The sequence below is a fragment of the Streptococcus sp. HMSC074F05 genome, from assembly GCF_001808725.1.
GTDB lineage: Bacteria > Bacillota > Bacilli > Lactobacillales > Streptococcaceae > Streptococcus > Streptococcus parasanguinis_I.
Map to the genome: position 1 here is coordinate 107,523 of NZ_KV794411.1, position 19,823 is coordinate 127,345.

Below are 19,823 nucleotides of genomic sequence, written 5' to 3' on the forward strand. Positions count from 1 at the left end.
GACAGAACGTCAGATGTTCCAAGAAATCTCGGATACCTTGACGGTCATGGCGGGGAAGGAGGATCGTGATGTTTAAATTAACAAGTAAATTGGCTCTTTCCAACCTCAAACAAAATCGTAAGCTCTATTACCCTTTTGCTATAGCTGTCATTTTAACGACCATGATCCTCTATAGCTTTATCGCCTTGTCATTGACCCCTCATTTAGAGGATTCTTACGGAGGGGGATCGGCTAGAACTGTTCTTGGTTTCGGTAGTTTCGTCGTCCAGCTGGTCGTCATCATTTTGGTAACTTATGCCAATGGCTATGTCATGAAAAATCGTTCCAAAGAACTGGGACTCTACAGTGTTCTGGGAATGGAGAAGAAGCATCTCCTCGTCATGACCTTATGGGAATTGCTTATCTTCTATATCCTCACAGTTGGCGCGGGACTGGGCTTGGGACTCTTGTTTGATCGCTTGATTTTCGCCCTCCTCTTAAAATGTATGGGGCTACCAGTCGTCATTCAATCAACCTTCCAGCTAGGGGCTGTTCTTAACACTTTACTTGGGTTAGCCTTAGCTTTTGGCCTCATTCTTTTGTTGAATTCTTTCCGCCTCTTGCGCTACAGTTCCCTCCACCTCATGCAACAGAAAAAGGCAGGAGAGAAGAAGGGACGCTTCTTGCTGGTTCAAACTCTGTTAGGACTAGGGCTCTTAGGAATTGCTTTCTATCTGGCGCTAACCGTTGAGCGTCCAGTTGCGGCTGTTCAAGGATTCTTTATTGCCGTCATCTTGGTCATTCTAGCGACTTATCTCTTATTCAACGCAGGATCCATTACCTTCTTAAGATTTCTCAAAGGTCGGAAATTCTACTATTACAAGCCAGAGAATTTTATATCTGTCTCCAACTTAATAGCTCGGATGCGAAAAAATGCAGCGGGTCTTGCGACCATTAGTATTCTATCCACCATGGTCTTGGTCACCTTAACCGGGTCGCTCAATATCTTTATTGGAGGGCAGAATTACCTAGATACTGTTTACCCTTCTGATTACATGATTAGTGTGGGGCATATGCCTTCAGATGCTGAGACAGAACCGGTTATCAAGGATGTTCAAGCTCAAATAAAGAAAACAGCCGATGCAACACATCTATCAGATTATCAGGTGGCTCAGACAACATACTGGTCGGCTGAAATTCGAAAGATTGATGGGAAGGTGTTAGAGGTGAATGATCAGTTCACTCCATCAACAGGTCAGGAGTTGAAGACAGAAGGAGTGGTCAACTTTTTTGATCAGGCAACTTATGAGCAACTGACCGGTCAAAAAGTTGAGCTTGGGGAAAATGAAATCCTAGCCTATGGGTATCAATATCCTGGAAAATTAGACGCACAATTAGAAATCAATGGGAAGACCTTCACGATTAAAGAAAAACTAAACTCCAATTTTATCCAAGGGAAACTCCCTCAATCCGACCTGTTTCAACACCAAATGGGCTTGTACCTGGTCCTCCCTGACTTGAACCAACTGGGACTAAAAGTTGATAAAAATTTGGAATTCTCTATTACTGCTAAAAATAAAGATAACCAAGATTTTATTTCTGGCTTGATCAAAGAGCTGTATTCGACAGACAAAATCAGTCAATATGGTGCGACTTATTTTGGTGGATTTGATCGATACAGTATAGAGAAAGATTGGCGTGAAACAGCAGGGACTCTTCTATTTATCGGGATTTTTCTATCGGTGATCTTTCTATTAGCTACAGTTCTCGTCATTTACTACAAACAGATTTCAGAGGGTCATGAGGATCGGGAAAATTTTGTGATCTTGCAACAAGTAGGATTGGACCAAAAGCAAACCGGCACCACCATTCGCAAACAGATACTCACTGTCTTTTTTCTTCCATTATTCTTCTCCTTCCTGTACCTAGGAGTAGCCTACAAGATGATCGCAAAAATCGTTGCTATCTTAGGAGCAACCAATGCGGGCTTGGTCCTTCAAACGACTCTTTCTATCTGTGCTGTCTTTTTCATCTCTTATATCCTCGTCTTTCTACTGACGTCTAGAAGTTATCGGAAAATTGTCGTGATGTAGCGCTGAGTCTATAAAAGATTGAGAAATGAAAAATCCAATAAATAGACAAACTGTTTTTTACATAGGACAAGCCAAGTGTTGCGGAAAGAATTATAATAATCTAAATTATTAAGCTTATTTAAACAAATACCGAAACTTTCCGCCGTGAGAAAAGTGCTAGAAATACTAGTATTTCTAGCACTCGGGAGTTTTGGAACCTTAGGTCCAAAACTAAGTTATGGAACTTCGAAGAAGTTCGCTAACGTCCGTACTCACCTAAGGAAAGTTTCAAGGATAGGTTTTTCCTTAATCAAAAACACCGAGGATTTGATCCTCGGTGTTTTTATCGTGATTATTTCACGTGTTTTGCAAGTTCTTCTTGCGCTTTTTTGTTTGATTCTTCTTTTTCTTTCAACCAATTCTTATAAGCTTTTTCGTAGTCAGCAGTTGTGACTGTCTTATCTTGCACTTTTTGGTATTTGAAGAAGGTTGTTTCACCTTTAATACCAATTGCAGAATTTGCTGCTGAGAATGGTGTTACCTTCGTGATAGATGGTACTCCACCCTTAGAGTAGATTGGAAGAACCATTGCGTTTTCAGTCAACCAAGCTTGGGCATCAGCGTATTTTTCATAACGTGCATTGGTATCCAATTTTTCAGCATTGGCAGCATCTAGCAATTCTTTGTATTGATTCAAACCAATTTTCTCGATGAGCGCTTGGTCTTTCTTAGGATCAAGTCCCATACCAGTCAAGGTTGAACCATCTGTTGGGTTCAAGATATTCAAGTAAGTAGATGGGTCTTGGAAGTCAGGTCCCCAACCAGTGATATCCATGTCAAAGTCTTTTTGATCTGGTGATTGGGCGAAGTAAGTCGCGTTGTCTGCATCATCTGTAGACAATTTTTGAACATCGATCACGACATTGTCTTTACCAAGAGCTGTTTCAATAGAGCTCTTCATAGAGTCTGCTTGTTGGACAAGAGTGCTAGAAGATTGGTCTACAACATAGTCGATATGGATTGGGAATTGAACACCTTGTGATTGCAATTCAGATTTAGCTTTTGCAAGTTCTGCTTTGGCTTTGTCCGCATTATGCAAGCTGTCTTGAGCATCAGCAAAGCTCACACCTTTCCACTCATCACCTGTTGCGGCAAGTTTTTCTTCAACGAGCGTACCGAAGTCTTTCCCGTCTGCTTGCACAAATGTAGGTGGAACTAGAAGTGTACGAAGAGTTCTTGATGCTCCCTCTTTCCCATTAGCTTGTGCACTGTATGAAGTTCTATCCAAAGCGAAGTTCAAGGCTTGACGGAAGTTTTTGTTTTGAAGAGCTGTCTTGGTGCTGTTCTTTTGTTCGTCAGAAGTCTTCTTCGTATGACCGTAGTTTTGACGGTTGACGTTGAAGTAAGCGTAGTAGACAGTAGAATCTTGTTGAGAATAAACGATGTTATCCTTGAATTTCTTCTGAATTGTGCTGTAAGTTGAGCTTGTTGGGAAGAGACGAGCAGTAGATAGGTTCCCATCTGAGAAGTTACGAGCAAGATAGTCTTGGTCTGATCCATCGAAGTAAGTCAATTTAACCGTATCGATGTGAACATTTTTCTTGTCGTAGTAATCAGGGTTTTTATCCAATTCGATTTGTGATTTTGAAGTGAATGATTTCAAAATGTATGGACCATTGTAGAGGATACCATTTGGTTTCACGCTACCAAAGTCTTTCCCAGCTGATTCCAAGAATTTTGCATTAACTGGCATCATAGTAGCAGTCGTTAATTTAGAATTCCAGAAAGATTCAGGTTGGTTCAAAGTGTATTGAAGAGTGTGATCATCAACAGCTTTTACCCCAACAGTTGAGAAGTCTTTGGTTTTCCCGTTTACATAGTCATCCAAGCCTTTGACTGAGTTTTGAACCAAGTAAAGAGCATCTGATTTTTTATCTGCTACGTATTTTAGAGATGTCACGAAATCTTTTGCAGTAACGTCAGCGTATTCATTTCCTTCTGAATCATACCACTTCGCATCTTTTCGAAGCTTGTAAGTATAAGTCAGACCGTCTTTTGAAACAGACCAGTCTTCAGCAAGAGCAGGCACTAGGTTACCGTATTGGTCGTTTTCAAACAAACCATCGACCAAGTTGGTAGTAATGTCGCTTGTAGTTGCACGGTTTGAAGTCAAATAGTTCAAGGTATCAGGGTCAGAACTATACACGTAGTTGTAGGTTGTCCCTTTTGATGCATTAGAAGATGAGCCACATGCAGCAAGGAAAAGCGTTGAAGCCGCGGCGACACCTGCTAAAAGAGCAAGCTTCGATTTTTTCATATTCGTGTCTCCTTTTGAATAATTTAAATAATTATACTCCAATCAATCTACAAAATAAAGTGTTTTTTGAACTTTTTTTGTATATTTACACACCCGTATACACTGAAAGCCTTGATTTTAAGGGATTTTTAAGGAATATAAATTTTTTTGAAAAAGTTACTATTATGCTTTACATACTAGTCGAGAAAGAGTATACTGATAGTGAAAAGACTAGTATGTAAAACAAACTAGTGAAAAATGTGAAGAAAGAGGTGAGAAGGATGAAAGAGTCCCAATTACTAAAGGGAGTCTTGGAGGGCTGTGTGCTGGAGATTATTTCCAAAAAGGCCATCTATGGCTATGAATTGATCCAAAGTCTCAAAGAGATGGGATTTGATAAGATTGTCGCTGGGACCATTTATCCCCTGCTTCAAAAATTAGAAAAACAAGGGGTCATTCATGGGGAAATGAGGCCGTCTCCAGATGGTCCTGATCGTAAGTATTTTTCACTCAGTGATGCTGGAGGAGAGCGCTTAGGAGAATTTTGGGACCAGTGGCAGGAACTGGTCACGAAAGTAGAACGTATCAAGAAGGAGGGAGAAGAATGGTAGAAAGTTATACCGAAAAAATGTCAGATGAATTGATTCATCTAAACAAAGAGGATCAAGTCTATGTGAAAAAAATGGTGGCCTATATTGGGGCCAAGTCCTATTTTTATGATGATGAAGCACTCGGTGAACAACTCTACAATATGGTTTGCGACCTGAAAGTTGCTGAGAAAGAAGGCATACGGGCGGTGGAGTATTTTGGAAAGGATCCACGGGCGATGGTGGATCAAGTTCTTTCAGACTTGCCTAAACGCTCATTAGGATCTTACGTGGGACTCGTCTTCCTACTTGGAGTGATCTTAGTTGGCATGCGTTATTTAATGGATTTTACCTGGATGACACCACTAAAAATCGAACCCTTGACCTATGTTGTCATTCTCCTCAATTTCTTGGTGTTCAGCCAGTTCATCACGTGGCTTTGGTCCAAACAGAGCTATGGAGAAATGAAGTGGTCTTGGGCTATGTTTATCAGTGTGATCAGCCTGATGGTATTTCTGAACATCGTAAGACTATTTTCGATCTATTTTGGCCACATTGGGAGTCTCTTCTTATCAGATGGTTGGGCGATTGCTCTTGCTGTCCTAGTCCAACTTGGGTTTGCAGTTATGGCCTATAGAAGCAGGAATCGTCTGATGTCGAGTCTACTAGTCATGGGCCTGACTTTCCTAGTTACAGGATGCTGGATTCGTCTTGTGAATCAGGAAACTGCTCATTTAATAGGCTGGCTCCTTCCTCTCATGGGACTAGTCCTGACCCTTATTGTATTTTGTCTCCAAAGAAAGAAGGAAGAAGCATGAAATCAGCAATGTATTTTGAAGAAACGCAGGCCTTGATGAAAACTTTTAGCCAAGAGGATCAAGTTTATTTCCAAGATCTCTGGGATTATTTCAATCTTGCAGGTTTCTTATATGAGGAGAAAGCCTTAAGAGAGCAGGTCTATAATCTAGCACTTGACTTTTCGCAAGCAAGCAGAGATGGCCTCACGGCAAAGGATTATTTTGGCCTCGATCCGAAGGGAATGGCAGACCAAATCATCGAAAATATGCCCAAAGAATCGACACGGTCTGTTTTAAAATATGGGGCTATCTTTTCAGGTATTGTGATTTTTTATCGCCTCTTAAGTGATTTTGCTTCTCAAGCGGTCCTTGTGCTCAAGCCACTAGTCTATTTAACCGACATCATTTTGGGACTCTTAGCTGTTGGGATCATCTTCTATCTCCTTCGTCGCCTCATTTTTGCAGAGGAAAAAGCGAAAAAAGCAATTTATGTAGCCTTTGTTCTAGTTCTAGGATTCTATTTTGTTGGTGAAATAGTGGGCGTCCGTTTCTTACCAGCTTTTGCTTGGTTTGTGGTCCCTAGTCCTTGGGATGCTCTTCTCATGACAGGGGCTAGCGGAGCTCTCATTCTTTGGCAATGGAAAGAAGAGTTTGGACGAGCTTTCATCTTTCCTATCGTCGCCTTTTTAGTGGTTGGATTCTTACATCGCTGGACCTTGGCACAAGGAGTTCAGAATCTTGGTATGACGGTTCTTCTGCCCACAGTGATCATCGTCTTTGGGTTGGTTATTTATTATTGGTTTACGATTCGCGCTTTGAAAAAGAATAGGACGGAAAGTGATAAATAGAAAGGAAAGGGGGAAAAAGAGTCTCCCTTTTCATGTCCAAGTATGGTAGAATAAACTCATTAGATGGGAGAATATACATGAATCTATTTCGAAAAAAGGGACTTGGGCAAGTACACCCGGGTCTAAATCGCCATTTACGATTGTGGGATTTGATTATTTTAGGAATTGGTGCCATGGTGGGGACAGGGATCTTCACGATTACGGGAACAGCAGCAGCGAATTTAGCTGGTCCAGCCCTCATTATTTCGATTGTGATTGCGGCTTTTTGCGTTGGCTTATCTGCCCTCTTCTTTGCTGAATTTGCGTCTCGCATCCCTTCAACTGGTGGAGCCTATAGTTACCTCTATGCTATCTTTGGAGAGTTTCCCGCCTGGATTGCCGGTTGGTTGACCGTGATGGAATTTATGACAGCCGTATCAGGGGTGGCTTCAGGTTGGGCTGCTTATTTCAAGGGCTTGTTGGCCAATCTTGGCTGGAGTCTGCCGACGGCTTTAAACGGGACTTTTGATCCAGCTAAGGGAACTTATGTGGATCTCTTGCCTATTTTGGTCATGGTTCTCGTCACAGCCTTAGTTCTTATGAATGCAAAAGCAGTCTTACGCTTTAATTCCTTGCTGGTCTTACTCAAGTTCTCCGCTCTTGCCTTGTTTATCCTTGTCGGGATTTTTCACCTAAATCCTGGTAACTGGGCAAACTTTGCTCCGTATGGATTTGGAGAAATCTATGGTGGTCAAACAGGGATTATGGCTGGCGCTTCGCTCATGTTCTTTGCCTTTCTTGGTTTTGAGTCCATTTCCATGGCGGTCGATGAAATCAAGGAACCACAAAAGAACGTCCCTCGCGGGATTGTCCTCAGTCTCTTGATCACAACGGTTCTTTATATCTTGGTCACCCTGGTTTTGACTGGTATGGTTCCTTTTAAGAACTTAAATGTAGAAGACGCGGTTGCCTTTGCCCTTCGTCAAGTCGGAGCCGGCTGGGCTGGAAATTATGTATCGCTGGTAGCGATTTTGACCCTAATTACCGTCTGCATTTCCATGACCTTTGCCCTCTCACGGATGATTTACAGTTTGGCGCGGGATGGTCTCCTGCCAAAAGCTATGAAACAACTTGATCCAAAAACTAGAATTCCCAAAAATGCAACACTAGTAGCTGGATCGATGGCTGCTATTGCTGGTGGAGTCTTTCCACTAGCCAGTATCGCTTCCTTCTTAAATATTTGTACCTTGGCTTACCTAGTTATGTTGGCCTTTGCCCTCTTGAAATTGCGCAAGGAACACGGGGCTCCTGGACCTGGTGAATTTAAAACGCCATTGGTTCCAGTCTTGCCAATCCTGTCGATTGTGGTCTGTCTGTCCTTTATGACCCAGTATTCCCTATCGACCTGGCTGGCCTTCGGAGTTGCTCTCTTGATCGGGGTCGGAATTTATTTCGGTTATGGGTATCGCCATTCAGAAGAAAATCAATAAAAGATGAAAGCTAGAGTAGAAGAACTCTGGCTTTTTACATAGAGAAAGCTCTTTTTTTGGTATAATAAAGGGAGAAAGTTAACTAGATAACAAAGGAGAAAAAACATGACATTTGAAGAGATTTTACCAGGCTTAAAGGCTAAGAAAAAATATGTGCGAACAGGATGGGGTGGAGCAGAAAACTACGTCCAACTCTTTGATACCATTGAGCAAAATGGGGTGGCTCTGGAAGTGACCCCTTATTTCCTCATCAACGTGTCTGGTGAGGGTGAAGGTTTCTCCATGTGGAGTCCAACCCCTTGTGATGTTTTAGCGACAGATTGGGTGGAAGTCCATGACTAAAAGAGTCTTGATTACAGGTGTTAGCTCAGGGATTGGCCTAGCTCAAGCTCGACTCTTTCTAGAAAAGGGCTACCAGGTCTATGGAGTGGACCAGGGAGCGGATCCCCAGTTAGCAGGTGATTTTCACTTCTTACAGAGGGACTTAACTCTTGATTTGACGCCGATTTTTGATTGGTGTCCTGAGGTAGAAGTCTTGTGCAATACAGCCGGAGTTTTGGATGATTACAAACCGCTTCTGGAGCAAAGCGCTCAGGAGATTCAGGAGATCTTTGAGATCAACTATGTGACCCCGGTGGAGCTGACGCGGCATTATCTGACTCAAATGTTGGAGAAGAAGCAAGGTATCATCATCAATATGTGCTCCATTGCTTCTAGCCTGGCAGGAGGCGGCGGTCACGCTTATACCTCGTCCAAGCATGCCTTAGCAGGATTTACCAAACAGTTGGCCCTGGATTATGCAGAAGCTGGTATTCAGGTCTTTGGGATTGCTCCTGGGGCTGTCAAAACAGGCATGACCGCAGCGGATTTTGAACCAGGTGGATTGGCTGACTGGGTAGCCAGTGAGACGCCGATCAAGCGCTGGATTAATCCAGAAGAAGTAGCAGAAGTCAGCCTCTTTTTGGCTAGCGGGAAGGCATCTGCCATGCAAGGACAAATCCTTACCATTGATGGTGGTTGGAGTTTGAAGTAGGAGGATGAAAAAGCAAGAGTTGAAATCTTGCTAAGAAATGTAATTGTTTTTTCCTTACTGAAAGAGGATCAAACCTAGGTGAACAATTAAGTTAGGACAGTGGTGAGACAGGTATTTACCTCTATGCTAAAGAAGATCTTACTGAACGAAATTAAACCTACCAGAGTGATCAGGATGAATCAGATTTCTTTATGATTGGTCACGATGGAGATCTAGCCTTTTTCACCAAAAAAAGACAGGGATAATAACAATTATGAAGATAACTGAGGGTAAGTTCAGAAGAACTTTTTGAATGGGCTACCTGAAACCTTAAGAGATTGTTTTAGAAGAAACGAATAGTACAATTGATTTGCTAAGTCATTATGGAATGAAGGTGAAATCATGATTAAATTAGTGAATGTTACTAAATGTTTTAGTGATGGATCGAATGTCAGATACATTTTCAAAAATTGTAATTTTGAATTTAAAAAAGGTAGCACGACTGCAATAGTTGGCCGTTCTGGATTAGGAAAAACTACTCTTGTTAAATTAATATTAGAGATTACCAGTTTAAATGAGGGGATATCTTAGTCTGTGGTAGTTCCATTTTAGATATGAAAAATTTGAGTAAGGTAAGGCGTAGGAATATTGGCTGTGTCTTCCAAAACTTTAATTTGATTTCAGGTTTCACGGTGAAAGAGAATATTCTACTTCCAAGATATTTTTTTGAAAATGGAGAGAATAACATTAACGAAATTTGTAACACTTTAGGTCTTTCAAAGGAAATGTTAAGCAAGAGTATTGATAAGATTAGTGGAGGTGAAAAACAAAGAGTTGCTTTGGCAAGAGCTCTTATTAATAATCCAGAAATATTGATAGCAGATGAACCTACTGGTAATTTAGACGCTGCTAACGAACAAAATATAATAGAATTGTTGAAGCGGATCAATGAGGAGTTAGGTATCACGATTATAACAGTAACTCATAGTGATAAGGTGGCGAATAGTATGCAGTCTATTTGCACAGTTGTAGATGGCAAAATTGAGTACGTAAGGAGATGATAAAATGAATCATTCCATATTATTCATTGCTAAAAGAGATTTAGAAGTTAACAAACGAAGATATAGATTAGTTCGACTGTCAATAGCGATCTCTGTTTTGCTAATTGTTTTAGTGATGCTCATTTCTAATTCTTTCTATAATAAAATGATTAAAGAAATGACTGTAGCAAATAAAAATGTTGTTACTGTTGCCTTTGGTAATAAAGAAAATTCTCTGAATTATAAAGCTTTACCTTTATTTTCTAGTGATGATATTGATCGAGTTAAAAAAATTGATGAAGTAAAAAATACTACAGGTGTGAAACTACTATTTACGGATGATATCAAATTCCAAAATGGCAAAACATCGGTTTCCAATACTATCCATTGTCTAGAAGAAAAGTATTTAAAAAACCTGAATATTAGAATTGCTGAAGGGAAATTTCCAGAGAAGAACAATGAAATATTAATCGGAGATTCCGTACACAAGGCTACATCAATGAATGTCGGAGATACGGTGACTATTAAGATTGATAATCATTATGAAAAGTTTGTAATTTCTGGCATTATAGACAAGCAAGTAGCGCAGTTATTTTCTACCTTGCCAACAGAAATAAATCAAATGATGGCAATCAATGTAAAAAGTAGTAGCGTTTCATCAAATAAGTATTACTATCTGAATGCTACTGTAAAAATGGAACCGATTTAAATGAAGTAGCAAACAAGATAGAAAAGACTGTTTTAAAAAATGAAAATTTAAAACAATCTTTATCAGGAACAGGATTAGATGTTGTTGTAGCAACACAACAGGATGTTATCAATATGCTATCCAGATGGTTTTCCTACATCGACCTTTTTATCCTCTTAATCATAGTTCTTATCTCTATTGTAGCGATTATTAATATCATCAATATTCTTGCCATTACCATTCAGGAGAATCATAAACAGATCGCAACTTTTAAAATCATCGGTGCATCTGATCGACAGATAAAAAGAATATATTTATTTGAAAGCTTTATGATGGGAGTACGAGGTACAAGCGCGGGATTGGTGATAGGAATTGCTATTTCTTATTTGATCATCTTTTTGAGTGGATTACCACTAGATATTGAACTTAGCAGATTGTTGTTCCCGGTATTAATAGGGATACTCACTTCAGTTTTTGCAGGATTATTGGTATCTAGAAAAATTACTAAAATTGATATTGAAAAGGTATTAAATCAATAGAGAAGAAATGATTAGGGTCAATAAGAGATGGTGTTGCAAAAAGAATAGCTATACTGGTTTCACTATCGACTGAGCTTTGAATGAAAGTAGGAGGATTTGATGGAAATCAAAAATCACTTTGGCGTCTACGGAGTCTGTCTTCAAGAAGGGAAACTGCTCTGCATTGAAAAAACTAGAGGACCTTATCAGCATCGCTTTGATCTACCGGGTGGTAGCCAGGAACTAGGGGAGGGACTGACAGAAACCCTCAAGAGAGAAGTTCTTGAAGAGACAGGCTATACGATTAGCAGATACGCTAATCCTAGGATGTATGACGTGATGGTTCAAGAAGAAGGGAAAGGCTTCGCTGTGCATCATATCATGGCCTTTTATGATATCGTAGTCGATTTCGAAGGCCCTCAACAATCCCTTCCTCAGGAGGTTCTTGATGGGACTAATGATTCAGCAAATGCAGTTTGGTTGAATGTGGAAGACATTACTGAAGACAATGGTTCTCCTTTAGTATTAAAGGTAAAGGCAGAGTTAGGAGGATTTCCAGAATTGGACATGACAAGCTATAGAAATTGGAAGGTGAAACATGCAAAATCAACTGGCTCTTAGTGGCGAAAAAATTGTTGAAAAAGTTTGTCCCCATTTATTGCACCACGTCGGCTTGATTCGTGGGGAATACTTGTTGAGAGAGCTCAATCAAAACATCCTGTTACCAAGTTGTCAGCAATTTGTAAAAGATTATCTAGACACTATTTGCCATTTGTACTCAGATGAAGAAGTCTGGTATCGCTTTTCAGAGTTGACAAATGCAGAAGCAAATAGTCTAGACGGGACTAAAGAGTATTTTGACGAACGCCACCCCTTATTTGGATACAGAGGTATCAGGCGTTTGTTGGCATGTCCAGATGAATTTCAGGCTGAGACAAATGTTGTTACAGAAGTTTTTCAAACCAATCCCAATCTGTCTGTTATTTTTCCTTTTGTCAATGATGCCGAACAATTAAAACAAGCTATTACAGTATTGCGTCAGTATGGTTATACCGGGAAAGTAAGCACGATGATTGAATTACCATCAGCTTATTTTGACTTGGACAGAATACTGGAAACTGGTATTTCAAAGATTGTAGTTGGAATGAATGATTTAACTTCTTTTATTTTTGCGACTGTGAGAAACAGTCAATGGCATGATATGGAAAGTCCAATTATGTTAGATATGTTGAGACAGATGCAGGATAAAGCAAGGAAGAACAAGATTGATTTTGCTGTAGCAGGCTATCTGAATACTTCTTTCATACAAAAAATGAATCAGATGGGTATCGAATGTATTCTCCATTACAGCTCTATTCCAGAGATTTTTGATTTAGAAATTGACCATCCAGACCATCTTAAACATATAAAAGAAGAAAGTGAAAAATTACAAAGGAGAACCCATGACACCGCAAGAAATGTGGAATGCATACAAGAAAATCAATCCCTCTATCGGTGATGAGATAGATGCCTGGGCTTTTGGAGTGGAACCAGACCTTTTAGCAGATTTGGTGCTTAAAGGCGAAAAAACAGCAACCGCCTCTGCCTACGATCTTTACGCCGTAGAGGACGAACCCCTTCCCCAAGAAGGGACCTTTGATGTCGTTTTAGACAGTAATGATCAAGCTGTCTGCATTATTGAAATTACAAAGGTTTCTGTTCAGCCTTTCAAACAGGTTTCTGCTGACCATGCCTTCAAGGAAGGTGAAGGAGACAAATCTCTGGCTTATTGGCGTCAGGTTCATGAAGACTTTTTCAAAGACTGCTTTGGAGAAGCAGGTCTGACGTTTACACCTGACAGCAAGGTGGTTTTAGAAGAATTTTGCAAGGTTTATCCATTATAGAACGAGGCTGGGCAAAAACTGTCCAGCCTTCGATGTTTAATAGGAATAACTGTATGACGCAGTGGTTGATTGCTCAAAGCACTGCTTTTAGGTGGTGGATAGGACTTGCGAAGCAAGGTTCCTAATTATTTGTTCGCTACTTAGCTCCAAAGATGACCTATGAAGATGGAAAACAATGTTTTCTTTATCTGCAACCTCCAACAGTCTCCCAGACTGTTGGAGCTGTGCGGGGGTGGGAAAATTGAAAAGGTTTGGGGAACCTTTTCAACTTTTGTTTAATTTGTCGAAATTCTTTCCCGCTCCCTTTGATTCTGGTCTTATTTTCCAAAAGGGCTAAAAAATGGTATAATGTAAGCGATATTGTACAGAAAAGAGAAATGTTATGCCAAATTATGCCATTATTTTAGCAGCGGGGAAAGGTACCCGTATGAAATCAGATCTGCCCAAGGTTCTCCATAAGGTTGCAGGGATCTCTATGTTGGAGCATGTTTTCCGTAGTGTTGGAGCCATCTCACCAGAAAAGACTGTAACAGTTGTGGGCCACAAGGCGGAATTGGTAGAGCAAGTCTTAGCGGGACAAACAGAGTTTGTCAAACAAACCGAACAATTGGGAACTGGTCATGCGGTAATGATGGCAGAGCCAGTCTTGAAAGGTCTTGAAGGGCATACCCTCGTCATTGCAGGAGACACTCCTTTGATTACGGGTGACAGTCTCAAACACTTGATCGACTTCCATATCAACCACAAGAATGTGGCAACGATTTTGACAGCCGAAGCAGCCAATCCATTTGGCTATGGCCGGATTGTTCGTAATGACAATGCGGAAGTACTTCGCATTGTCGAGCAAAAAGATGCGACAGATTTTGAAAAACAAATCAAAGAAATCAATACAGGGACTTATGTCTTTGACAATGCTCGCCTATTTGAAGCTTTGAAGAATATCAATACCAACAATGCCCAAGGTGAATACTATATCACAGATGTGATTGGGATTTTCCGAGAAGCAGGAGAGAAAGTTGGAGCCTATACGCTCAAAGATTTTGATGAAAGTCTCGGGGTTAACGACCGCGTGGCCCTTGCGACAGCAGAAGGCATCATGCGTCGTCGCATTAACCAAGCCCACATGGTCAATGGGGTGAGCTTTGTCAATCCAGATGCGGCCTATATCGATATCGATGTTGAGATCGCACCAGAAGTGCAAATCGAAGCCAATGTTACCCTAAAAGGCCACACAAAAATTGGGGCTGAGACAGTTTTAACCAACGGAACCTATATTGTGGACAGTGAAATTGGGGCTGGTGCTGTTATTACCAACTCTATGATTGAAGAGAGCACGGTAGCCGATGGCGTAACGGTAGGACCATACGCTCATATTCGTCCAGGATCTAGCCTCGCCAAAGATGTCCATATCGGGAACTTTGTCGAAGTCAAAGGTTCGTCTATTGGCGAAAATACCAAAGCAGGTCATTTGACCTACATCGGTAACTGCCAAGTCGGCAGCAACGTCAACTTTGGTGCAGGAACCATCACAGTGAATTATGATGGCCAACACAAGTTTAAAACGACGATTGGAAACAATGTCTTTGTCGGATCCAATTCGACGATCATTGCTCCAGTTGAATTAGGCGACAATTCCTTAGTCGGTGCTGGATCAACCATTACCAAGGATGTACCAGCTGATGCGATTGCGATTGGTCGTGGCCGTCAAGTGAATAAAGAAGAGTATGCCCTTCGCTTGCCACACCATCCTAAAAATAAATAGGAGATTCTCATGCAATTTGAAGAAAAAACCATTGAGCGCAAGGAGATTTATCAGGGACCGATTTTCCAAGTGGTCACTGATCAAGTAGAACTACCCGCTGGAAAAGGCCAAGCGCAGCGTGATTTAATCTTCCATAACGGAGCAGTAGCGGTTTTGCCGATCACAGAAGATGGGAAAACGATCTTGGTCAAGCAGTACCGCAAGGCGATTGAAAGGACCTCGGTGGAGATTCCAGCAGGGAAGTTAGAAAAGGGAGAAAATGCAGATCCCCAAGCAGCTGCTCTGCGTGAATTGGAAGAAGAAATTGGCTACACAGCGGATCTAGAGTTGTTGTATGATTTTTATTCAGCCATTGGATTTTGTAATGAGCGGATCAAACTTTATGGTGCGACCAACTTGAAAAAGGTGGAAAATCCACGTCCACAAGATGCGGATGAGACCTTAGAGTTATTAGAAGTAACCTTGAAGGAAGCGAAAGATTTGATCCAAACTGGTGAAATTTGTGATGCCAAGACCATCATGGCTATCCAATATTGGGACTTAATCAATAAATAGAGGAGGATCCGATGGGAAAACCTTTATTAACCGATGAAATGATTGAACGAGCAAGTCGAGGTGAGGACATCACTGGTCCTAATATGGTCGATGCTGAAGAGACGAAAATTATTCGGACAGACCACAGAGGATTTGGCTATGAACGTCCTATGAGAGAGAGTCGTATGGAGCGTCCACAAGAGCGTTATTCTCAGGATACTGTGCAGATCCAAGTGGAGCCCACAGTGACCAAGAGTCGTCGCATTGAAGAACGCAAACAAAGTGTGGTCCAATCCAAACTCAATAAGATTTTGTTCTGGATCATTGTGCTCCTCATTGTTTTAATTATTGCTATTTGGCGTCTATAAGGTCGTTACAAGGAGAGAAATGACATGAAAATTGGAATTATCGCAGCCATGCCCCAGGAGTTGAAGATCTTGGTTGAAGCCCTTGAAAATGGGGAAAAGCATCTGCGTCTTGGAAAAGTCTACTATACAGGATCGATTGGTCGCCATGAGGTCGTTTTGGTGGAAAGTGGTATCGGAAAAGTCATGTCTGCTATGAGTGTGGCAGTCTTGGCCAATGATTTCAAAGTGGAAGCCATTATCAATACAGGTTCTGCAGGTGCGGTTGCACCGGGAATGGCTGTTGGGGATATCGTCCTTGCAGACAAATTGGCTTATCATGATGTGGATGTGACAGCCTTTGGCTACAAGTATGGTCAAATGGCAGGTCAACCACTTTACTTTGAATCCAGTCGCTATTTTGTTTCAGAGATGAAAAAAGTTCTGGAAGAAGAAGCTGCAACCACACATGTGGGCTTGATTACAACAGGAGATAGCTTTATCGCGAGTGAAGAAAAAGTCGCAACAATTCGGGAGCATTTCCCAGAAGTATTGGCAGTTGAGATGGAAGGGGCAGCCGTTGCCCAAGCCGCTCATGCAGCTGGACGTCCTTTCATGGTCATTCGAGCTATGAGTGATACGGCAGATCACGCAGCCAATATCTCTTTTGATGAATTTATTGTAGAGGCTGGCGAACGCTCTGCTCAAACCTTGATTACGTTCCTGAAGAGATTGGTGTAGAATAAACAATAGATAGAAGTGGGATTGGATGAATTTTTTTACAATTCATTTTGTCCCTCTTTTTTTGAAGCCGAATCTTTCAGAAATAGGGAACTTTCATGCTATAATAAAGACTAGTGATGTAAAGGAGAGAATATGGTTTTATCAAAGAAACGGGCACGACATGTGATTGAAGAAATTATCGCCCTCTTTCCAGATGCCAAGCCAAGTCTGGATTTTCGTAATCATTTTGAATTACTAGTAGCAGTCATGCTCTCAGCTCAGACGACAGATGCAGCTGTTAACAAAGCGACACCAGGTTTGTTTGCGGCCTTTCCAACCCCACAAGCCATGGCAGCAGCCAGTGAGGCCGATATCGCCAAGCATATTTCTAAATTAGGCCTCTATCGAAATAAGGCCAAATTTCTCAAAAAATGTGCCCAACAATTGCTGGATAACTTTGATGGGCAAGTACCTCAGACTCGCGAAGAGTTAGAAAGTTTAGCAGGAGTAGGACGCAAGACAGCCAATGTGGTCATGAGTGTAGGTTTTGGGATTCCAGCCTTTGCTGTCGATACCCATGTGGAGCGGATCTGCAAGCACCATGATATCGTCAAGAAATCAGCAACACCATTGGAAGTTGAAAAGCGGGTCATGGATGTTCTGCCAAAGAGCGAATGGCTAGCGGCTCATCAAGCCATGATTTATTTTGGGCGGGCCATCTGCCATCCTAAAAATCCTGAATGTGACCATTACCCACAACTCTATCATTTTGATTAGGAATCAGTTCCTCTGCTCGAAAGAGCAGAGGTTCTTTTTTGTGATGAAACGTATATTTATTAAAAGGATTGAAAGGTGATTTCTTTGTTAGATCTGGTGGTAGGTGCCTAGATTCCCCTATCCGGCTTCTTTGAGATCGATTTCAAGATACTTTTTCTTTATATCTTATTATATTCATTCAGAAATAACGAACTTTTTTAAAATAAATTTGGTTTTTTTTAAGAAATAGTGTATAATGGTAGAAAATCTAACATAAGGAGATAGTGATGAAAGCAAAAAAACTGTTAGTTCTTGCAGGAGTTTCTGTTGCAGGTGCCTTTCTTTTAGCAGCATGTGGCGGTGGTAGTAGCAATCAAGCAACCTACTCATTTGTCTATTCAGCAGATCCAAATACCTTGGACTATATTGCTGCAACTCGTACGACTACTTCAGATGTCACAAGTAACCTTGTAGATGGTCTTCTTGAAAACGACCGATACGGAAACTTTGTGCCAAGTCTAGCAGAAGATTGGACTGTCTCTGAAGATGGATTGACCTATACTTACAAACTTCGTAAGGATGCCAAATGGTATACGAGTGAAGGGGAAGAATATGGTGCCGTAACGGCTCAAGACTTTGTTACAGGGATCAAACACGCGGTTGAGTCTAAATCAGAAGGACTCTTCTTGATTCAAAATTCGATCAAAGGTTTGGATGCCTATGTAAAAGGGGAAACCAAAGACTTTAACACAGTTGGAGTGAAAGCTTTAGATGACCACACCATCCAATATACTTTGGTTCGTCCAGAAAGCTTCTGGAACTCCAAAACAACCTCAGGTGTTCTTTTCCCAGTCAACGCTGATTTCTTGAAATCTCAAGGAAAAGACTTTGGTTCGTTGAAACCTAGCAGCATCTTATACAATGGTCCATTCTACTTGAAATCTTTGACTTCAAAATCTGAAATTGAATTGGTTAAGAACAAAGACTATTATGATGCGAAAAATGTTCATATCGACAATGTCAAATTGACCTTTAATGATGGATCAAACCCAGATTCTATCATTAAGAACTTTGAAAAAGGTCAATATTCCTTTGCATCTGTTATGCCAAACAGCTCGACTTATAAGAGCGTCAAGAAAAACTTTGGCGACAACATTGTCTACGGTTTGCAATTGGGAACATCCTACTATCTTGGATTCAACTTGGACCGTCAAAAGTATGACCACACAGCCAAAACAACGGATGAACAAAAAGCTTCTACCAAGAAAGCAATCTTGAACAAGGACTTCCGTCAAGCGGTAAACTTTGCCTTTGACCGTAAATCTTATGCGGCACAAGTATCTGGATCTGATGCGGCTGAAAATACCCTTCGTAGCACTTTGGTGCCACCAACTTATGTCCAAGTCAATGGAGAAGATTTTGGTAAAGTCGTTGAAAAACAATTGGTTACCTATGGGGATCAATGGAAGGGTGTGAGCCTGGCCGATGGTCAAACGAGCCTTTACAACCCAGAAAAAGCCAAAGCTTCATTTGCGAAAGCCAAAGCTGAATTGCAAAAACAAGGCGTTCAATTCCCAATTCATTTGGACTACATTGTCAGCCAAGTGGACAACAGCATGGTCCAACAAGCTAGCTCCTTCAAACAATCTGTAGAGTCAGCGCTTGGTGCAGACAATGTCGTTGTGGACCTTCAAAAGGTATCGGATGATGATTTCCAAAATATCACCTACTTCAGCGATACAGCGGCTGCGAGAGATTACGACATCTCAGGCGGTGGTTGGGCTCCTGACTACCAAGACCCATCGACTTACCTCGAAAGTATCAGCCCAGTAAATGGTTCTGTCTTCTACTATCTTGGTATTGATGCAGGTTCAAACAACCCAGCCATTGCAACAGTTGGTTTGGATCAATACGCTAACATGTTGAAAGACGCAGATGCTGAATTGTTGGATCAAGCAAAACGCTATGAAAAATATGCAGCAGCGCAAGCATGGTTGACAGATAGCTCGATTACGCTTCCAACTGTTTCAAATGGTGGTGCTCCAATGCTTCAACGGACCGTACCATACAGCCGTGCGGCTTCATGGGTTGGTACAAAAGGAACAGGAACATTCTACAAATACCTTGAAATGTCGAAAGATGTTGTCACCACAAAAGACTTTAACAAGGCCAAAGAAGAATGGTTGAAGAAAAAAGCAGAATCCAATAAAAAAGCTCAAGAAGATCTCAAAGATCACATTGAGAAGAAAAAATAAAAAAATCAATCATTGGTCTATCAATGAAGATAAAAAAGTCGGAGCCGTCATGTGAAGGCTCCGTTTTTTTTATGTCTCGAAAGTCAGTCTGTCTCATTTTTTAAGATGAAAGATAAATAAATCACCCGCTATTGAACTGTACTCACAAAAATAGATTTTTGGGTATGGTCCATAGACGGGTGATGATCATTCTATTCACTAAATCTTAAAAAATAGCCATCAGGGTCTAAAACTGCAAATTCATGGGGATAGATATATTG

General features: G+C 41.1%; 21 protein-coding genes and 1 pseudogene. 20 read left to right on the top strand and 2 right to left on the bottom strand.

Translation table 11 applies throughout. The annotated features are described in order from the left end of the window. The first annotated feature begins 68 nt into the window (after positions 1 to 68). Complete coding sequence (locus tag HMPREF2685_RS04270; RefSeq protein ID WP_070465506.1) at positions 69 to 2,072, top strand: FtsX-like permease family protein; 2,004 nt, start codon at positions 69 to 71, stop codon at positions 2,070 to 2,072. 331 nt (positions 2,073 to 2,403) lie between these two features. On the opposite strand, the gene HMPREF2685_RS04275 is transcribed toward HMPREF2685_RS04270, so the two are convergent. After that, entirely contained in the window at positions 2,404 to 4,368 is a 1,965-nt protein-coding gene (locus HMPREF2685_RS04275) for a peptide ABC transporter substrate-binding protein (protein ID WP_070465509.1), read from the bottom strand. A gap of 260 nt (positions 4,369 to 4,628) precedes the next feature. On the opposite strand from HMPREF2685_RS04275, the gene HMPREF2685_RS04285 reads away from it, so the two are divergent. The 19 genes from HMPREF2685_RS04285 to HMPREF2685_RS04365 all read left to right on the top strand — a co-directional run bounded on the left by HMPREF2685_RS04285 (position 4,629) and on the right by HMPREF2685_RS04365 (position 19,563). Continuing rightward, positions 4,629 to 4,958, top strand: a complete 330-nt coding sequence (locus tag HMPREF2685_RS04285; protein WP_049486383.1) for a PadR family transcriptional regulator — start codon at positions 4,629 to 4,631, stop codon at positions 4,956 to 4,958. Beyond that, positions 4,952 to 5,752 carry a hypothetical protein gene (locus tag HMPREF2685_RS04290; protein ID WP_049486384.1) on the top strand — a complete coding sequence of 267 codons (801 nt, stop codon included), beginning with the start codon at positions 4,952 to 4,954 and terminating at the stop codon, positions 5,750 to 5,752. Before HMPREF2685_RS04285 ends, HMPREF2685_RS04290 begins: the two co-directional genes overlap by 7 nt. After that, the gene (locus tag HMPREF2685_RS04295) at positions 5,749 to 6,579 is read left to right on the top strand and encodes a hypothetical protein (RefSeq protein WP_070465511.1); all 831 of its coding nucleotides are present in this window, start codon (positions 5,749 to 5,751) and stop codon (positions 6,577 to 6,579) included. Before HMPREF2685_RS04290 ends, HMPREF2685_RS04295 begins: the two co-directional genes overlap by 4 nt. 77 nt (positions 6,580 to 6,656) lie before the next feature. Continuing rightward, positions 6,657 to 8,048, top strand: a complete 1,392-nt coding sequence (locus HMPREF2685_RS04300) for an APC family permease (protein WP_070465515.1) — start codon at positions 6,657 to 6,659, stop codon at positions 8,046 to 8,048. 105 nt (positions 8,049 to 8,153) lie between these two features. Continuing rightward, a complete protein-coding gene (locus tag HMPREF2685_RS04305) occupies positions 8,154 to 8,390 on the top strand; it encodes a DUF2829 domain-containing protein (protein WP_000141913.1) in 237 nt (78 codons plus the stop codon). Beyond that, positions 8,383 to 9,081: a 3-oxoacyl-ACP reductase gene (locus HMPREF2685_RS04310; RefSeq protein WP_049474267.1), complete on the top strand. Its 699-nt coding sequence runs from the start codon at positions 8,383 to 8,385 to the stop codon at positions 9,079 to 9,081. Before HMPREF2685_RS04305 ends, HMPREF2685_RS04310 begins: the two co-directional genes overlap by 8 nt. A gap of 381 nt (positions 9,082 to 9,462) precedes the next feature. Then, the gene (locus tag HMPREF2685_RS10840) at positions 9,463 to 9,651 is read left to right on the top strand and encodes an ATP-binding cassette domain-containing protein (protein WP_261710245.1); all 189 of its coding nucleotides are present in this window, start codon (positions 9,463 to 9,465) and stop codon (positions 9,649 to 9,651) included. A 23-nt stretch (positions 9,652 to 9,674) separates the two neighbouring features. Further along, the gene (locus HMPREF2685_RS04315) at positions 9,675 to 10,121 is read left to right on the top strand and encodes an ABC transporter ATP-binding protein (RefSeq protein WP_261710246.1); all 447 of its coding nucleotides are present in this window, start codon (positions 9,675 to 9,677) and stop codon (positions 10,119 to 10,121) included. A gap of 4 nt (positions 10,122 to 10,125) precedes the next feature. Continuing rightward, complete coding sequence (locus tag HMPREF2685_RS10845) at positions 10,126 to 10,809, top strand: ABC transporter permease (protein WP_261710247.1); 684 nt, start codon at positions 10,126 to 10,128, stop codon at positions 10,807 to 10,809. 113 nt (positions 10,810 to 10,922) lie between these two features. Continuing rightward, complete coding sequence (locus tag HMPREF2685_RS10850) at positions 10,923 to 11,327, top strand: ABC transporter permease (protein ID WP_261710248.1); 405 nt, start codon at positions 10,923 to 10,925, stop codon at positions 11,325 to 11,327. Positions 11,328 to 11,426: 99 nt separating this feature from the next. Beyond that, the gene (locus HMPREF2685_RS04325; protein WP_070465517.1) at positions 11,427 to 11,927 is read left to right on the top strand and encodes an NUDIX hydrolase; all 501 of its coding nucleotides are present in this window, start codon (positions 11,427 to 11,429) and stop codon (positions 11,925 to 11,927) included. Further along, the gene (locus HMPREF2685_RS04330) at positions 11,905 to 12,804 is read left to right on the top strand and encodes a putative PEP-binding protein (protein ID WP_070465520.1); all 900 of its coding nucleotides are present in this window, start codon (positions 11,905 to 11,907) and stop codon (positions 12,802 to 12,804) included. The genes HMPREF2685_RS04325 and HMPREF2685_RS04330 overlap by 23 nt, the downstream gene beginning before the upstream one ends. Continuing rightward, positions 12,749 to 13,189: an ASCH domain-containing protein gene (locus HMPREF2685_RS04335; RefSeq protein WP_049515121.1), complete on the top strand. Its 441-nt coding sequence runs from the start codon at positions 12,749 to 12,751 to the stop codon at positions 13,187 to 13,189. The genes HMPREF2685_RS04330 and HMPREF2685_RS04335 overlap by 56 nt, the downstream gene beginning before the upstream one ends. 382 nt (positions 13,190 to 13,571) lie before the next feature. After that, positions 13,572 to 14,951 (top strand): bifunctional UDP-N-acetylglucosamine diphosphorylase/glucosamine-1-phosphate N-acetyltransferase GlmU, encoded by a 1,380-nt coding sequence (gene glmU, locus HMPREF2685_RS04340; RefSeq protein WP_049515122.1) that lies wholly within the window; start codon positions 13,572 to 13,574, stop codon positions 14,949 to 14,951. A 9-nt stretch (positions 14,952 to 14,960) separates the two neighbouring features. Next, positions 14,961 to 15,506 carry an NUDIX hydrolase gene (locus tag HMPREF2685_RS04345; protein ID WP_049483428.1) on the top strand — a complete coding sequence of 182 codons (546 nt, stop codon included), beginning with the start codon at positions 14,961 to 14,963 and terminating at the stop codon, positions 15,504 to 15,506. Between the two features lie 11 nt (positions 15,507 to 15,517). Continuing rightward, positions 15,518 to 15,853, top strand: a complete 336-nt coding sequence (macP, locus tag HMPREF2685_RS04350; RefSeq protein WP_049515123.1) for a cell wall synthase accessory phosphoprotein MacP — start codon at positions 15,518 to 15,520, stop codon at positions 15,851 to 15,853. Positions 15,854 to 15,877: 24 nt separating this feature from the next. Further along, positions 15,878 to 16,570: a 5'-methylthioadenosine/adenosylhomocysteine nucleosidase gene (locus HMPREF2685_RS04355; RefSeq protein ID WP_070465523.1), complete on the top strand. Its 693-nt coding sequence runs from the start codon at positions 15,878 to 15,880 to the stop codon at positions 16,568 to 16,570. 135 nt (positions 16,571 to 16,705) lie between these two features. After that, entirely contained in the window at positions 16,706 to 17,329 is a 624-nt protein-coding gene (nth, locus tag HMPREF2685_RS04360; RefSeq protein ID WP_049483431.1) for an endonuclease III, read from the top strand. Positions 17,330 to 17,595: 266 nt separating this feature from the next. Further along, positions 17,596 to 19,563, top strand: a complete 1,968-nt coding sequence (locus HMPREF2685_RS04365) for a peptide ABC transporter substrate-binding protein (RefSeq protein WP_070465526.1) — start codon at positions 17,596 to 17,598, stop codon at positions 19,561 to 19,563. A 191-nt stretch (positions 19,564 to 19,754) separates the two neighbouring features. Here HMPREF2685_RS04365 and HMPREF2685_RS10490 read toward each other — a convergent pair. After that, positions 19,755 to 19,823, bottom strand: a pseudogene (locus HMPREF2685_RS10490) (VOC family protein); the annotation flags it as partial.

What these genes read in the sequence shown, in the direction of transcription:
- HMPREF2685_RS10845 (WP_261710247.1), top strand. Translation starts at nt 10,126, where the DNA reads ATGAATCATTCCATATTATTCATTGCTAAAAGAGATTTAGAAGTTAAC.
- HMPREF2685_RS04335 (WP_049515121.1), top strand. Translation starts at nt 12,749, where the DNA reads ATGACACCGCAAGAAATGTGGAATGCATACAAGAAAATCAATCCCTCT.
- HMPREF2685_RS04290 (WP_049486384.1), top strand. Translation starts at nt 4,952, where the DNA reads ATGGTAGAAAGTTATACCGAAAAAATGTCAGATGAATTGATTCATCTA.
- HMPREF2685_RS04275 (WP_070465509.1), bottom strand. Translation starts at nt 4,368, where the DNA reads ATGAAAAAATCGAAGCTTGCTCTTTTAGCAGGTGTCGCCGCGGCTTCA.
- HMPREF2685_RS04270 (WP_070465506.1), top strand. Translation starts at nt 69, where the DNA reads ATGTTTAAATTAACAAGTAAATTGGCTCTTTCCAACCTCAAACAAAAT.
- HMPREF2685_RS04345 (WP_049483428.1), top strand. Translation starts at nt 14,961, where the DNA reads ATGCAATTTGAAGAAAAAACCATTGAGCGCAAGGAGATTTATCAGGGA.
- glmU (WP_049515122.1), top strand. Translation starts at nt 13,572, where the DNA reads ATGCCAAATTATGCCATTATTTTAGCAGCGGGGAAAGGTACCCGTATG.
- HMPREF2685_RS04285 (WP_049486383.1), top strand. Translation starts at nt 4,629, where the DNA reads ATGAAAGAGTCCCAATTACTAAAGGGAGTCTTGGAGGGCTGTGTGCTG.
- HMPREF2685_RS04310 (WP_049474267.1), top strand. Translation starts at nt 8,383, where the DNA reads ATGACTAAAAGAGTCTTGATTACAGGTGTTAGCTCAGGGATTGGCCTA.
- nth (WP_049483431.1), top strand. Translation starts at nt 16,706, where the DNA reads ATGGTTTTATCAAAGAAACGGGCACGACATGTGATTGAAGAAATTATC.
- HMPREF2685_RS10840 (WP_261710245.1), top strand. Translation starts at nt 9,463, where the DNA reads ATGATTAAATTAGTGAATGTTACTAAATGTTTTAGTGATGGATCGAAT.
- HMPREF2685_RS04300 (WP_070465515.1), top strand. Translation starts at nt 6,657, where the DNA reads ATGAATCTATTTCGAAAAAAGGGACTTGGGCAAGTACACCCGGGTCTA.
- HMPREF2685_RS10850 (WP_261710248.1), top strand. Translation starts at nt 10,923, where the DNA reads ATGCTATCCAGATGGTTTTCCTACATCGACCTTTTTATCCTCTTAATC.
- HMPREF2685_RS04295 (WP_070465511.1), top strand. Translation starts at nt 5,749, where the DNA reads ATGAAATCAGCAATGTATTTTGAAGAAACGCAGGCCTTGATGAAAACT.
- HMPREF2685_RS04355 (WP_070465523.1), top strand. Translation starts at nt 15,878, where the DNA reads ATGAAAATTGGAATTATCGCAGCCATGCCCCAGGAGTTGAAGATCTTG.
- HMPREF2685_RS04305 (WP_000141913.1), top strand. Translation starts at nt 8,154, where the DNA reads ATGACATTTGAAGAGATTTTACCAGGCTTAAAGGCTAAGAAAAAATAT.
- HMPREF2685_RS04365 (WP_070465526.1), top strand. Translation starts at nt 17,596, where the DNA reads ATGAAAGCAAAAAAACTGTTAGTTCTTGCAGGAGTTTCTGTTGCAGGT.
- HMPREF2685_RS04330 (WP_070465520.1), top strand. Translation starts at nt 11,905, where the DNA reads ATGCAAAATCAACTGGCTCTTAGTGGCGAAAAAATTGTTGAAAAAGTT.
- HMPREF2685_RS04325 (WP_070465517.1), top strand. Translation starts at nt 11,427, where the DNA reads ATGGAAATCAAAAATCACTTTGGCGTCTACGGAGTCTGTCTTCAAGAA.
- macP (WP_049515123.1), top strand. Translation starts at nt 15,518, where the DNA reads ATGGGAAAACCTTTATTAACCGATGAAATGATTGAACGAGCAAGTCGA.
- HMPREF2685_RS04315 (WP_261710246.1), top strand. Translation starts at nt 9,675, where the DNA reads ATGAAAAATTTGAGTAAGGTAAGGCGTAGGAATATTGGCTGTGTCTTC.